Origin of the sequence: Sinomonas sp. P10A9 (assembly GCF_041022165.1) — a bacterium.
GTDB classification, from domain to species: Bacteria; Actinomycetota; Actinomycetes; order Actinomycetales; family Micrococcaceae; genus Sinomonas; species Sinomonas puerhi.
Genome location: NZ_CP163302.1, coordinates 471,749 through 484,714, shown reverse-complemented (window position 1 = coordinate 484,714; position 12,966 = coordinate 471,749). Strand labels below are relative to the sequence as shown.

The 12,966-nt window shown below is 68.0% G+C and carries 14 protein-coding genes; 6 read left to right on the top strand and 8 right to left on the bottom strand.

Annotation, left to right across the window (positions count from 1 at the left end; translation table 11 throughout):
* The first annotated feature begins 86 nt into the window (after nt 1–86).
* From AB5L97_RS02170 to AB5L97_RS02150, 5 genes are all read left to right on the top strand, one after another.
* On the top strand, nt 87–1,274 hold the full coding sequence (locus tag AB5L97_RS02170) for a TerC family protein (RefSeq protein WP_369046269.1): 1,188 nt from the start codon (nt 87–89) through the stop codon (nt 1,272–1,274).
* Nucleotides 1,275–1,368: 94 nt separating this feature from the next.
* Nucleotides 1,369–2,691, top strand: coding sequence for an alpha-hydroxy-acid oxidizing protein (locus tag AB5L97_RS02165; RefSeq protein ID WP_369046268.1), 1,323 nt, complete (start codon nt 1,369–1,371; stop codon nt 2,689–2,691).
* Complete coding sequence (locus AB5L97_RS02160; RefSeq protein ID WP_369046267.1) at nt 2,682–2,975, top strand: DUF1905 domain-containing protein; 294 nt, start codon at nt 2,682–2,684, stop codon at nt 2,973–2,975. The genes AB5L97_RS02165 and AB5L97_RS02160 overlap by 10 nt, the downstream gene beginning before the upstream one ends.
* Nucleotides 2,976–3,005: 30 nt before the next feature.
* Nucleotides 3,006–3,368, top strand: a complete 363-nt coding sequence (locus tag AB5L97_RS02155) for a hypothetical protein (RefSeq protein ID WP_369046266.1) — start codon at nt 3,006–3,008, stop codon at nt 3,366–3,368.
* A gap of 127 nt (nt 3,369–3,495) precedes the next feature.
* Nucleotides 3,496–3,843 (top strand): hypothetical protein, encoded by a 348-nt coding sequence (locus AB5L97_RS02150; RefSeq protein ID WP_307956971.1) that lies wholly within the window; start codon nt 3,496–3,498, stop codon nt 3,841–3,843.
* Nucleotides 3,844–3,911: 68 nt separating this feature from the next.
* Here AB5L97_RS02150 and AB5L97_RS02145 read toward each other — a convergent pair whose 3' ends face one another.
* Nucleotides 3,912–5,264, bottom strand: coding sequence for an MFS transporter (locus tag AB5L97_RS02145; protein WP_307956972.1), 1,353 nt, complete (start codon nt 5,262–5,264; stop codon nt 3,912–3,914).
* A 241-nt stretch (nt 5,265–5,505) separates the two neighbouring features.
* Here AB5L97_RS02145 and AB5L97_RS02140 point away from each other — a divergent pair, with 241 nt between their 5' ends.
* Nucleotides 5,506–5,955, top strand: coding sequence for a cupin domain-containing protein (locus tag AB5L97_RS02140; RefSeq protein ID WP_307956973.1), 450 nt, complete (start codon nt 5,506–5,508; stop codon nt 5,953–5,955).
* Between the two features lie 62 nt (nt 5,956–6,017).
* Here the strand turns inward: AB5L97_RS02140 and AB5L97_RS02135 are convergent, their stop codons facing one another.
* The 7 genes from AB5L97_RS02135 to AB5L97_RS02105 form a co-directional block, all read right to left on the bottom strand.
* Nucleotides 6,018–6,659 carry a TetR/AcrR family transcriptional regulator gene (locus AB5L97_RS02135; RefSeq protein WP_307956974.1) on the bottom strand — a complete coding sequence of 214 codons (642 nt, stop codon included), beginning with the start codon at nt 6,657–6,659 and terminating at the stop codon, nt 6,018–6,020.
* Between the two features lie 29 nt (nt 6,660–6,688).
* The gene (locus tag AB5L97_RS02130) at nt 6,689–7,231 is read right to left on the bottom strand and encodes a nuclear transport factor 2 family protein (protein WP_369046265.1); all 543 of its coding nucleotides are present in this window, start codon (nt 7,229–7,231) and stop codon (nt 6,689–6,691) included.
* A 79-nt stretch (nt 7,232–7,310) separates the two neighbouring features.
* Nucleotides 7,311–7,793, bottom strand: a complete 483-nt coding sequence (locus AB5L97_RS02125; protein WP_307956976.1) for a MaoC family dehydratase — start codon at nt 7,791–7,793, stop codon at nt 7,311–7,313.
* A gap of 35 nt (nt 7,794–7,828) precedes the next feature.
* Complete coding sequence (locus AB5L97_RS02120) at nt 7,829–8,707, bottom strand: HpcH/HpaI aldolase/citrate lyase family protein (protein ID WP_369046264.1); 879 nt, start codon at nt 8,705–8,707, stop codon at nt 7,829–7,831.
* Complete coding sequence (locus AB5L97_RS02115) at nt 8,704–10,500, bottom strand: acetyl/propionyl/methylcrotonyl-CoA carboxylase subunit alpha (protein ID WP_307956978.1); 1,797 nt, start codon at nt 10,498–10,500, stop codon at nt 8,704–8,706. Before AB5L97_RS02115 ends, AB5L97_RS02120 begins: the two co-directional genes overlap by 4 nt.
* Nucleotides 10,490–11,335, bottom strand: coding sequence for a fumarylacetoacetate hydrolase family protein (locus tag AB5L97_RS02110; RefSeq protein ID WP_307956979.1), 846 nt, complete (start codon nt 11,333–11,335; stop codon nt 10,490–10,492). The genes AB5L97_RS02115 and AB5L97_RS02110 overlap by 11 nt, the downstream gene beginning before the upstream one ends.
* Complete coding sequence (locus tag AB5L97_RS02105) at nt 11,332–12,882, bottom strand: class I adenylate-forming enzyme family protein (RefSeq protein WP_369046263.1); 1,551 nt, start codon at nt 12,880–12,882, stop codon at nt 11,332–11,334. Before AB5L97_RS02105 ends, AB5L97_RS02110 begins: the two co-directional genes overlap by 4 nt.
* Nucleotides 12,883–12,966 lie beyond the last annotated feature (84 nt).

Here is a 12,966-nt window from a genome sequence, read left to right as displayed (position 1 = left end):
CCGGCCGGGTGCAGCGGCCAGCCCACACATCGGGCGGGTGGAGAGACTTGTGGCGATATCGCCTACCTGCGAAAGGGACCCTTTCCATGTCCGTATCACCGCTCGTCTGGACCATCACCATCGTGGTGATCCTGGCCCTGCTGGCCTTCGACTACTTCTTCCACATCCGCAAGGCGCACGTGCCCACGCTCAGGGAAGCGGCGGTGTGGTCCTCGATCTACGTCGGCGCCGCGGTGCTGTTCGGCGTCGTCCTCCTCGTCTTCGGCGGCTCGACCATGGGCGGCGAGTATTTCGCCGGCTTCATCACGGAGAAGGCCCTCTCCGTAGACAACCTCTTCGTGTTCCTCGTGATCATGGCGAGCTTCCGGGTTCCTCGCGAGGACCAGCAGAAGGTCCTCCTGTTCGGCATCGTGTTCGCCCTCATCGCGCGCTCTGCGTTCATCTTCGCCGGCGTGGCGCTCATCAACGCGTTCTCGTGGGTCTTCTATCTCTTCGGCCTCATCCTGCTCATCACCGCCGGCAACCTGCTCAAGGGCGAAGACTCAGGCGATGAGGAGGCGGACAACTTCGTCATCCGCCTGGCCCGCAAGTTCCTGCGCACCTCCGAGCACTACGACGGCGACAGACTCTTCACCGTTGAGAACGGCAAACGCGTCCTCACCCCCATGCTCCTCGTCATGGTCGCAATCGGCGGCACGGACCTGCTCTTCGCCCTCGACTCGATTCCGGCGATCTTCGGCCTGACCCAGAACGCGTACGTCGTCTTCACCGCGACCGCGTTTTCGCTCATGGGCCTGCGCCAGCTGTTCTTCCTGCTCGACGGCCTGCTCGACCGCCTCATCTACCTCTCGTACGGCCTCGCCGCGATCCTCGCGTTCATCGGCGTCAAGCTCGTCCTCCACGCGCTGCACGAGAACAACCTGCCGTTCATCAACGGCGGCGAGCACGTCCAGGTCTTCGAGATCACGACCGGCCTCTCCCTCACGGTGATCATCGGCGTCCTGCTCGTCACGGTCATCGCCTCGCTGTTCAGCAAGGCGGGCAAGGCGCACGCAGCCGTCAACAATGCCCGCCGCCATGCCGAGAGCTACCTCGACCTCGAGTACACGGCCGACGCCACCGAGCGCGAGCGGGTCTACCGGGAGCTCCTCGATGAAGAGAAGGACATCCTGGAGATGGACAAGAAGTACCGCGACAAGGTCAAGGACATCGACGCGATCCGCGCGAAGGTCGCCGAGGCGCATGCGAGGCACGCGGACTTCCTCGCGCGCTGACGCTGGTCGCACGGACCCACAACCACACCCGACGGCGGGCCGGTCGCCTCAGGTGACCGGCCCGCCGTCGCGCGCCGCGACCTAGACTTCGAGCGTGACCTCCGCCACAGATCAGCCACGTCCAGGTTCCTTCGGGCGCGATGTCCAAGGCCGGATCTACCGCAAGGGCGTCTTCGGCAGGCGCCCTGCCGTGCCGACCAACCCCGCTGAGCTCGAGCGCCGCGGCCTCGCCGCGATGTCGCGCGAGGCCCGCGGCTACGTGGCCACCGGCGCCGGAATGGGCTCGACCATGGCGGCGAACCGCGCCGCGTTCGACCGGTGGCGGCTCGTCCCCCGCCTCGCGCGCGACGTCTCCGCGCGGGACACGTCGGTCGAGCTCTTCGGACGGCGCCACCCCTCGCCGTTCCTCGCCGCACCGATCGGCGTCCTCGAGCTAGCACACCCGGCTGGGGACCTCGCAGTCGCCCGTGCGGCGCGCGCGGCGGGCGTGCCGATGATCATCTCGTCGCAGGCGTCGTACGCCATGGAGTCGATCGCCGCCCAGCTCGGAGACACGGAGCGGTGGTTCCAGCTGTACTGGAGCAGCGAGGATGCGGTGGTCGAGTCGTTCGTGCGGCGCGCGGAGCGGATCGGGTGCGGCGCCATCGTCGTCACCCTCGACACGATGGTCCTCTCGTGGCGCACCCTCGACCTTGACAACGCCTTCCTGCCGTTCGCGCTAGGGATGGGAATCGCGCAGTACACCTCGGACCCGGCCTTCCGCGCGCTGGTCAGCGAGCGGGTCGCCTCGGGCGCGTCCGGGGAGCGCACGACGGCGCGTCCCACCCCCGCGGCGGTTCGCTCGCTCGTGCGGCTGGCCCGGGAGCATCCCGGCGGGTTCCGGGAGAATCTCACCTCGCGTGTGCCGAGGGCGAGCGTGGAAACGTTCCTCGACGTGTTCTCGCGAACCACTCTCACGTGGTCCGATCTGGCCTGGCTGCGGGAGCGGACCCGCCTGCCGATCCTGGTCAAGGGCCTCCAGCACCCCGATGACGCGCGGGCCGCGCTCGAGCACGGCGTGGACGGGATCATCGTGTCCAACCATGGCGGACGTCAGCTCGACGGCGCGCTTGGGTCCCTGGACGCCCTCCCCGGAGTGGTCGAGGCAACGGCCGGGCGCGTGCCCGTCCTGTTCGACTCGGGCCTGCGCTGCGCGGCGGACGCGTTCAAGGCGCTCGCGCTCGGCGCCGCGGCGGTGTGCATCGGACGGCCGTACATGTACGGGCTTGCTCTCGCAGGGGAGGAGGGCGCGCGCGAGGTGTTCGACGGGTTCCGCGCCGAATTCGACATCACGATGGCCGTGGCCGGGGTGACGGGGGTGGACGATATCGGGCCGGACAGCCTCACCGCGGACGGCATACTGGCCGGATGGAGCTGAGCTTCGACGGCGACGTGATCGAATGGCGGGGCCCCGCGCCGTTCGTCTTCGTCCGGGTCCCCGAAGAGGAGTCGGAGGAGATCCACGCGGTCTCGCGCGAGCTCACCTACGGCTGGGGCTGTATCCCCGTCTCGGTGCGCTTGGGCGGCTCTGAGTGGACCACCGCCCTCATGCCGAAGGACGGCGCCTACCTCGTGCCGCTGCGCAAGGCGTACCGCGAGGCCGAGGGGATCGACGCGGACGACGTCGTTCCGGTGACCCTCACGCTCGGCACCCGTGGTTGAGCGACACCGAAACCTGGGCATACTGACCGAGTGGAACTCTGGCAGAAGCCGCAGATCCAACCGGGCATGACGGTTGCTGTGCTCAACGCGCCCGCGGATGCGCCGGCTTTGGAGGGCCCTTTCGAGGCGAGCGACGACGCCGGGGCCGCGGCCGCCGTCGTGCTCTACGTGGCCAACCGCGATGAGCTAGCCGCACGCGGTGCGGCAGCGGTCCGCGCGGCCCACGAGGACCGGCTCGCGTGGATCGCCTATCCGAAGGCGAAGAAGCTCGGCACGGACCTCAACCGCGATCTCCTGGCCCAGGAGGTCATCGCGCTCGGCGCCGACCCGGTGCGGCAGGTCTCGCTCGACGACGTGTGGTCGGCGCTCCGGTTCCGCCCCGCGTTCCGCTGAGCCAGACCTATTCGCCGCCCAGAGCACGGGGATAGATTCGTGCGGTCACGGCTCGCCGCACCCGTTCGCATCGCCTCAGCCGTGACGCTGCTGAATCCGGGCAATTCCTCAGAAGATGGGCAGGAACATGGCAGACGATCAGGTTCAGAACAACCTCAAGGGCATGGACGATCTCGACTTCGACGGGTGGAACAAGGCCGACTGGCACGGCGTGTTCGCCCACCACCACACCGATGACGTGCACGTGGACTGGAAGGGCGCACCACCGACCGACGGCGTGCAGGAGCACATCGACGCGATGAAGGCCTACGTCGAGACGGCCGGGGGCACCCCGCCGCAGATCACGTCCCACCCGATTGGGTTCGGGTCCGGCGAGTGGACCTGCGTGATCGGCGAGTTCGAGGGCGGAGGCCGCATGGTCACCGTCGCGAAATGGAAGGATGGCGCGATCGCCGAGGAGTACATCTGGTCCTAGGCGGGACGGAGAACAGCATCGGGCGGACCCGCCTCTCGCAGGTCCGCCCGATGCTCATGGTGCGACGATCACAGGTCCTCGTGAAGCCCTCGCTTGTAGCGCTCGGGGAGCAAGAGTGTCGCGATCGCCGAGATCACCACGAGCCCCACACCCATGAGGGTCAGCGCGAGGGTCCCGTTGCTTGTGTTCTGGAAGATCCACGCGGCGACGAACGGGATCGGGGCGCCGAAGATGAGGCCCGCAAAGGTCATGCCGAGCGCGGAGCCGGTGTACCGCATGCTCGTGGGGAGGGCCTCGGCGAAGAACGACGCCTGGGTGCCTGCCATCATCTGGATGCCGCACAGGGCAACGGCGATGACCGCGACGCTGGCGGCATAGTTCATCGTGTTCATGGTCGGGAACATCGTGGCCGCCGAGATTCCCATGAGCAGAAGGCCGAGGAGGAACGACTTCTTGCGGCCGATCCGATCGCTCAGACGGCCGCCGAAGATTGCCGCAGGGATCGAGATGACGTTCCCCATGACCATGAGCGCGAACGTGCTCGAGTTGTCGTAGTGCAATTCCTTGGTCATGTAGTTCACGGCGTACGTGACGCAGATCCAGAACAGGCCGGCGGGCGCGGCCCAGGCCAGCACGAGCTTGAGGACGGTGCCCGGCCTCTTGCGTAGCACGGCGAGGGCGCGGTCCTGCGGCTCGTCGGATTCGGCAGCGAGCCGCTGGCTCTCCTTGAACGCCTCCGACTCCTCAATACGGCGGCGGATGAAGACGCCCACTACCAGGAGCAGGATGCCCATGAGGAACGGGATCCTCCAGCCCCACGACTCGAACGCATCCTTCGAGAGGAACATGGCGAGGCCCGTGAGGGTCAGCGAGGCGATGGTCTGAGCTACGGGAGAGCCGGTGGCGAGGATGCCGCCAAAGAAGCCGCGTCGCTCGTTCGGAGCGTGCTCGACCACGAGGATCTGCGCGCCGGTCGACTCCCCACCGAGGGCGAAGCCTTGCAGGAAGCGAAGCGCGACAAGAAGGGTCGGCGCGATGATGCCCGCCGCGGCGTAGGTGGGCAGCAGGCCGATGAGGATCGAGGAGATACCCATAAGGACGAGCGTGAACATGAGGACGTTGCGGCGGCCGATCCGATCGCCCATGGCGCCGAAGACGACGCCGCCGAGCGGCCTGGCCGCCATGCCTGCGCCGAACGTCGCGAACGACGCCAGTACGGCGCTATTTGCGTCGAAGGCCGGGAAGAACAGATGCGGGAAGATTGTGGCCGAAAGGGTGCCGTAGACGGCGAAATCGAACCACTCGAGTGCGGTACCGAACGTACCGCTCGCGACCGCGCGCCGTGCCCCCCTGGTGTCCGCGATAGGGGCATCTGAGGTGTGCGCCGCCATTGGCGCGGAGTAGCTGGTCAGATCAGACATGGAGATCCCTGACTTGTAGAGGAACCGAATACGAACAAGCGCTCGTCCACAACAGTAGATGTGATTCCCATCTCATGCAAGACGTCACCTGAGATTTTGGAGACTTTCGACTCGAACATACATAAACGAACAAGCGTTTGCTTGACACTAAAGTCGGTCAGTTGGACACTGGAAGCAGCCTTCCAGCCGCCCAGACCGACGGCGGACGGTGCCGCCGATGCCACCCGAAAGGACACTGACGATGACCGACATCGCCTTCGACATCAACCAGAACACCGACATCTTCCGCGTGCACCGCGCGGTCGATCTCGAGGCCGCCCCCGGCCAGACGCTCAACGCCCGCCGCGTATCGGGCGTGAGCCGGGAGAACAGCGCCGCGGACCGCATCTGGTTCGGCAAGGTCTACACCGGCCCGGGCGAGGTCTCGGGTGCGCACCACCACGGGGAGGCCCAGACCGGCGGCTACGTGCTCAAGGGCCGCGGCTACATCCGCTACGGCCAGGGCTACGGCCAGATCGTATACCTCGAGGAGGGCGATTTCGTCTTCGTGCCGCCGTTCATGCCCCACATCGAGGGCAACGCGAGCAAAACCGAGGAGCTCATCTGGATGACCACGCGGACCCCTGACAACATCGTGGTCAACCTCCAGGACCAGGACGTCGTGGACCTCGAGATCGACTACCGCTCCTGAGCAGAGAGCGAATGAGTGAGGGCCGGCAAAGTTGCCGGCCCTCACTCGTGCCCGTTGCTGTGTCAGGCCGCCGGGTGAGCCGAGGCCGCGTACTGGCGGTCCACGCGCTCGTCGGCGTCGGAGACGCCCAGCTCCCGCAGGGCGAGCTTGGTGTAGTCCCGGAGGATCTCATCCAAGGACTTACCGCGCCCCGGCTGGTACCAGCTCGCGATGTGCGTGGCCTGGGCCACGAAACTGTAGACGTGGATCCGCACATCGATGAGGTCGGCCAGGCCAGCGCGCCCCGCGTCCTCGACGAGTCCGCGAAGGAACAGCTCGAACTCCCGCCGCTTGTCCACGATCTTCTGATGGGCGTCCGGCGAGAGCGACCGCAGCTCGGTGTTGCCGATGAACACCGTCTGCGCGCGCTCCGTGTGGAGCCGCAGGTGGGCCCCCAGCACGGCCTGGAGGCGGTCGACGGCGTCACCGGTCGCCTCCGCGAGTGCCTGCCGTGCCTGTTCGAGGAGATCGTCAATGATCCCGCCCATGATCTGGAGCAGGAGGTCTTCCTTGCTCTCGATGTGGTTGTACAGGCTGCCGACCTTCAGGCCGACGGCGGCCGCGACATCGCGCAGCGACGTCGCGTTGTAGCCGCGCTCGAAGAAGAGCTTGGCCGCCTCCTCCCGAATGGCATCAGCCGTCCTGCGTTCAGTCGTCGCTGGCATCGATCCTCCTTCTTGCGCGTCCACCCATCTTAGCTCCCGAGCGTTCGTTCGCCCACCGGATCAAGCCAACGCGTCTCCACGGATGGCACATCGTACGCGGGCGGCTGAAGGTAGTCACCCCTCAGGGGGTCGATCCACAGGCGCGTGAGCCGCATGAAGGAGATGCGCCAGCGGGCGTCTTGGCAGCGCACGTACTCTTCGTCGTAGTAGCCGTAGCCCCGAATCCCGTACATGCCGGGCACTGCGAACCCCTTGTAGTCGAAGTCGCGGTCAGTCCACGTAAGGTAGTCCGTCATTGTCCATCGGCCACGCACGAGGTCCGCGCCGACCGCCCGGAGATCGGGCATCATCCCGTGATGGACCGAGCGCATCCGCGCCAGCCACGTCGACACTCCGGCGACGAAAGCCTCCGGGCCGCCCGAGGCGAAAGGAAACCCCTCGAACCGTGCCCCGTCGGCGAACAGGCCCCGCAGTCGGTTCCAGTCCTTGGTATCGATGGCGAAGAAGTAGTCCGCCTTGAGGCGGGAGATGAGCTGGTGGTCGGCGAAATCGAGCAGACTATCCTGAGTCACGTGGGCTCCTGTGCTGGGCGTCGGAACGCGGAAAGCCGGCGACGGGCCAGCGCTCGTCGCCGGCTGCGCCCCGTGGTGTTCAGGCCGTGGCCGACTCCGCGGCAGCGACAGCCACGACCTTCCGCTTCATGAGCGCGGTCCGGCGGACGACGCACACGAGCTCGTCGCGCTGGTTGTAGCCGCGGTGCTCGATGCCCACGATCCCGGTATCGGGACGGGACTTGGAGACGCGCTTGTCCAGAGCCACGGTCTCCACCCGCAAGGTGTCCCCGATGAACACGGGCTTGGGGAACTCGATGTCGCGGAAGCCGAGGTTCCCGAGCGTGGTGCCAAGCGTCGTGTCCTGGACGGGTATGCCGGTCACGAGGCCGAGCGTGAAGATGCTGTTGACAATCTGCTTGCCGTACATGCTCTTGGCCGAGAACTCGGCGTCGAGGTGCAGGGGCTGGACGTTCATGGTGAGGGTGGTGATGAGGAGGTTGTCCGCCTCGGTGACGGTGCGGGTGACCTCGTGGAGGATCACGGTGCCCACCTCGAAGTCCTCGTAGTACATGCCTGCCATGGTTGGCTCCTTGGGTCTGGTGGATCTGATGGGTGTCAGCTTGCCGCGGCGAACGCGAGCGCCTGCCGGGCGTGGTTGGCGTGGGCCAGGTCGATGTGGTCGCCCCGGTAGGAGACCGCGCCGTGCCCCTCGCGCTGGCCGTCCTCGAAGGCCGAGATGAGGCCCTCGTAGTAGGTGCGCATGTAGTCGGAGAGCCCGTATTCCTCGTTGGCCACCTGCGCGTGCGTCGGGTGGATGAGGACCTGCCCGGTGTACCCGAGTCGGTTGTTCGCGGCGGCGAAGGTACGCAGTCCGTCTAGGTTGCGCACCTCCTGCCACAGGCCGAGGACTATGCTGCGCAGGCCAGCGGCACGGGCGGCGAGGACCACGCGGCTGCGGAGGTACAGGGTCTCCTGCCCCTCGGCGGTCCAGGTGAAGCCCACCTCGCGCGAGACGTCGGCATCCTTCGCCGCCGCAGCCATCACCCCGCCGACCCGCGGGCCGGAGAGGATCGCCTCGACGTTCTGGATCGACGCCGCGGTCTCGAGGGACGGGATGAGCTCTACGGTCCCGCGGTCCACCCCGTGGGCGAGCTCCGCTGCGGTGACGAGGGCGTCGAACCTGACCACGTCGTCGCGCGTGAACAGCTTCGGCAGGAGGAATCCTGTGAGCCGGCCGTGCGTGACCTCGAGGATGTCGGCCCCGAAATGCGCCGTATCCAGGGCGTTGGGCCGCACGAGCACGCCCTTGCCGCCCGGCACCGAGCCCGGGGCGTCGAGGGCCTCGCGGGCGTTGGCCCGGGCGAGCGCCTTATCCTCCTCGGGGACCGAGTCCTCGAGGTCGATGATCACAGCGTCGGCGTCCGAGGCGAGGGCCTTGTCGATCCAGGACCGCTTATGGCCGGGGACGAACAGCAGGGAGCGGTACGGCTTCACGCGGCAGCCCCCTCGAGGACAAGCTGGGTGAGCAGCGTGCCTGCGGCGAGCGCATCGCCCACCGCGGCGTTGACGGATCCCACAATTCCGGCCGCGGGCGCGGTGATCGGGTTCTCCATCTTCATGGCCTCGAGGACAAAGAGGACCTCGCCGGCCTCGACACTCTGGCCCTCGGCGACGTTCACCTTGACGATCGTTCCCTGCATGGGCGCCTTGACGCTGCCGTCCGTGGCCTTGGCCTTACGCGCCTTAACGCCGCGGCCAGTCCGCGTGCCGTTGGCGGATCCGTTCACCGCGGCCCGATCGGAAGACGGTTCCGCTGCACCTGCCGCCGGGAGCACGGCTTGGGCGCCGGGCCGGCCGAGGTCGGGGAACACCGGGATGGTGTAGAAGCGGCCGCCGACCCCGACCTCCTGGCGTGACGGCGCCTCGTCGAGCTTCTCGAGCTCCTCCGCGAGGTTCATGCTTTCCTCGAGCCAGCGCGTCGAGAACCGCGCGGCGCGGAAATCCTCATGCGTCACGATCGCGAGGGCGGCCGGAACTGTGGTCGGCACCCCGACGATGTTCAGCTCTCGCAGCCCGACGGCGAGCCGGTCGAGCGCCTCCTCGCGGGTGGCCCCATGGGCGATGAGCTTGCCGACCAGGCTGTCGTAGTACGGCAGGACCTCGTCGCCGGAGGCATAGCCGGCATCGAACCGCAGGCCCTCCCCCTCCGGGGCCTCGACGGTCTGGAGCGGACCCGGTGCCGGGAGGAAGAGGCCGTCTGCGACGTCCTCGGCGTTGATACGCGCCTCGACGGCGGCCCCCACCGGCGCGAGCCGGTCGAGGATGCTCAGCGGCGCGCCGGCGGCGACCTTGATCTGCTCGGCGACGAGGTCCACACCGTGGACCATCTCGGTGACCGGATGCTCGACCTGGATGCGGGTGTTCATCTCGAGGAAGTAGAAGCGCTCCCCCTCGACGAGGAACTCGACCGTCCCTGCGCCCACGTAGTCCACGTGCTCGGCGAGGCGCACGGCGGCGGCCCCCATCGCGCGGCGCATTTCGTCGGACAGCCCGGGCGCGGGCGACTCCTCCACGAGCTTCTGGTGGCGGCGCTGCACGGAGCAGTCGCGGTCGCCGACGTAGACCGTGTTGCCGTGGGAGTCGGCGAAGACCTGGACCTCGACGTGCCGGGCGCTCGTCAGGTAGCGCTCGAGGTAGACCTCGCCGTTCCCGAACGCGGCGGTCGCCTCTCGTGTGGCGGCCGCGACGGCGTCGGCCGCCTCCGCCGCGGTGTTGACGAGGCGCATACCGCGCCCCCCGCCGCCAGCGGAGGCCTTGACGAGGATCGGGTAGCCGTGGCTGGCGCCGAACGCCACGACGTCGTCAGCGCTGGAGATGGCGCCGTTCGAGCCAGGCGCGAGCGGAACCTCTGCCTCGACCGCGACGGCGCGGGCGGCGACCTTCTCGCCCATGGTGGAGATCGCCGTCGCGCTCGGGCCGATGAAGGTCAGGCCCGCGTCGGCGACCGCCCGAGCGAATGCGGCGTTCTCGGAGAGGAACCCGTAGCCCGGGTGGATGGCCTGGGCGCCCGTGGCGAGGGCAGCCTCGATGATCTTGGCGGCGTTGAGGTAGTTCTCGCTGGCCGGGCCGGCACCGAGGTCCACGGCCTCGTCGGCGATTCGCACGTGCATCGACTTCGTATCCGCCTCGGAGTGGACGGCGACGGCCTTGACGCCGAGTGACTGGGCGGCCCGGACAACGCGGACCGCGATTTCGCCGCGGTTGGCGATGAGGATCTTAGTGAACATGGGTGGTCCTTGTCTCGGTGCACAGGTTTTCGGTCTCGCCGAGGGTCTCGATGGTGGTGGTGAGCACGGACCCCGGGCGGAGGTACTCCTTCGGGTCGCGGCCGTCGCCGACGCCGCCGGGGGTGCCGGTGAGGATCACGTCGCCGGGCCGCAGGATCGTGATCGCGGAGATGTAGCGGACCAGCTCGACGGGGCCGAACACGAGCTCGGAGGTGCGGGACTGCTGCTTGACCGCGCCGTCCACGCTGCACGTGATCGTCAGATCCGGCTCGGGCCCCGTCTCGTCGGCGGTGACGAGGTAGGGGCCCAGCGGGGTGGTCGAATCGAACGTCTTGCCCTGGAGCCACTGCGGCGTGCGCCGCTGGAAGTCGCGGGCTGAGACGTCGTTGGAGACGGCGAACCCGGCGATTGCGTCCCGGGCCGCGTCCTCGTCTGCGTGGCTCACGGTGCGGCCCACGACGACGGCGAGCTCGCCTTCCCAGTCGACCCTGCCGGAGCCGGCCGGCAGCACAACGTCGTCGCGCGCGCCGACGAGGGAGTCCGCGAACTTCGCGAAGAGCGTGGGGTACTCGGGGAGCTCCCTGCCCATCTCGAGGATGTGGTCCCGGTAGTTCAGCCCGACGCAGATGATCTTCCCGGGCCGAGGCACGAGCGGCGCGAAGTCGGCGTCGGCCGTCTCGACCGGCACACCGTCGACGTGCTGGGCCCAGTCGGGCGAGCCGGCCTCGAGCCACGCCCCGACGTCGGCTAGGTCGAGCGGATGGAGGCGGCCGCCGTCGAGCACGGCGGCGCGGGTGCCGGTGCTGTCGCTCCAGCGGATCGTGGCGAGTTTCATGAACCACTCCATCCGAGCTGGGTCTTGAGTACGGCCTTCTGGAGCTTGCCCGCGGCAGTGCGGGGCAGCTGGTCCGGGGTGAGGAAGACCATCTGCTTGGGGACCTTGTACCCGGCCAAGCGCTCGCGGAGGAAGCTGGACAGCTGGGCAGCCTCGGCGGTCTGGCCGCTGCGGAGCACGACGACCGCGCGGACCTCCTCATCCCACTTCGGGTCCGGGACGCCCAGGACCACGGCCTCGAGGACGGCGGGGTGGAGGTGCAGGACCTGCTCAATCTCAGCCGAGTAGACGTTCTCGCCGCCGGTCTTGATCATCTCCTTGAGCCGGTCGCGGAAGTAGAAGTAGCCGCGCTCATCCTTCACGGCCAGGTCGCCGGTGTGCAGCCAGCCACCGCGCATGGCCTCGGCGGTTGCGTCCGGGCGGCCGTAGTAGCCGCTCATGAGCGACGGGCCCTTGACGCAGATCTCCCCGAGCTCGCCGGGGGCCACCTCGTTCCCGTCGGCGTCCTGGAGCCGTGCCTCAACGAGGAGGTACTCGGTGCCAATCGAGCCGTCCACGGCCGAGTCAAGCATGTCAGCCGGCCTGAGCCGCGTGACCATGGGCCCTGCCTCGGTGAGGCCGTAGCGGAAGAAGAGGTCCGTCCCGGGCAGCATCTCGGCGAAGAGCTGCTTGTCCGGCATGCGCAGGAGGCCAGCGCCGGTGTAGAGCGCCTTGAGGTTCTTCCTGATCGCGGGGTCCGTAAGGACGCCTTGGTCCATGAGTCGGCGCATCATGTTCGGGATCATGAACGTGTTCGTGATGGACTCACGTCCCACGAGGTCCACCACGGTCTCGTCACTGAACTTCTGCGCGATCACGCTCGTGGCCCCGGCCACGAAATGCGGCACGAGCCAACACAGTAGCGCCGCGGAGTGGAACAACGGCGTCACGATGAGCCCGCGCTCGTTCTCGCGGCTCCCGACCCCGCAGTCATACATCTCATTGAGGGCGTTGGCGAGGGACGAGCGGTGAGACAGGACCACGCCCTTCGGGGTGCCGGTGCTGCCACCGGTGTAGATGACACACAGCGGTGCCTCGGCGTCGACCACATCCTCGAGTGGCCCCGAGCCGATTCGGAGCGCATCGATCTCGGCACCCTGGCGCACGACCGAGGGCACCGTCCCGCCGTCATCCGCAACCTTCTCCGCGAGGATCTCCAGAGCCTCCTCGAGCAGTTGCAGGTGCGCCTCCTCGGCGAGGATGACCTTCGCGCCCGTCTCAAGGATCCCGTTTGCGAGCTCCGCTGCGGCCCACCGCCAGTTGTAGGCGATGTAGACACCGCCACTCGCGGCGACCCCGAGGAACGCCTCGGCGTTGAACACGGTGTTGCCCGCCAGGACGCCCACCCCGCTACCGGCCGTGACGCCGGCTTTGCGCAGCCCGCGGCCCAGCTGCCAAGCCCTCTCGGCGGCCTCGCCGAATGTCACGCGCCCATCGACTCCGACGAACGCCTCCCTCGCGGGATTCCGGCGGCTGTTCAGCCGAATCCAGTCTCCTATGGTCCGCATCGTGTGCCTCTCTGCAGCAGATGCGCCTGCTCGGCGCCTGGAACCACGTGAGTTCCATTCTTACGAACAAGCGTACGTTAGATA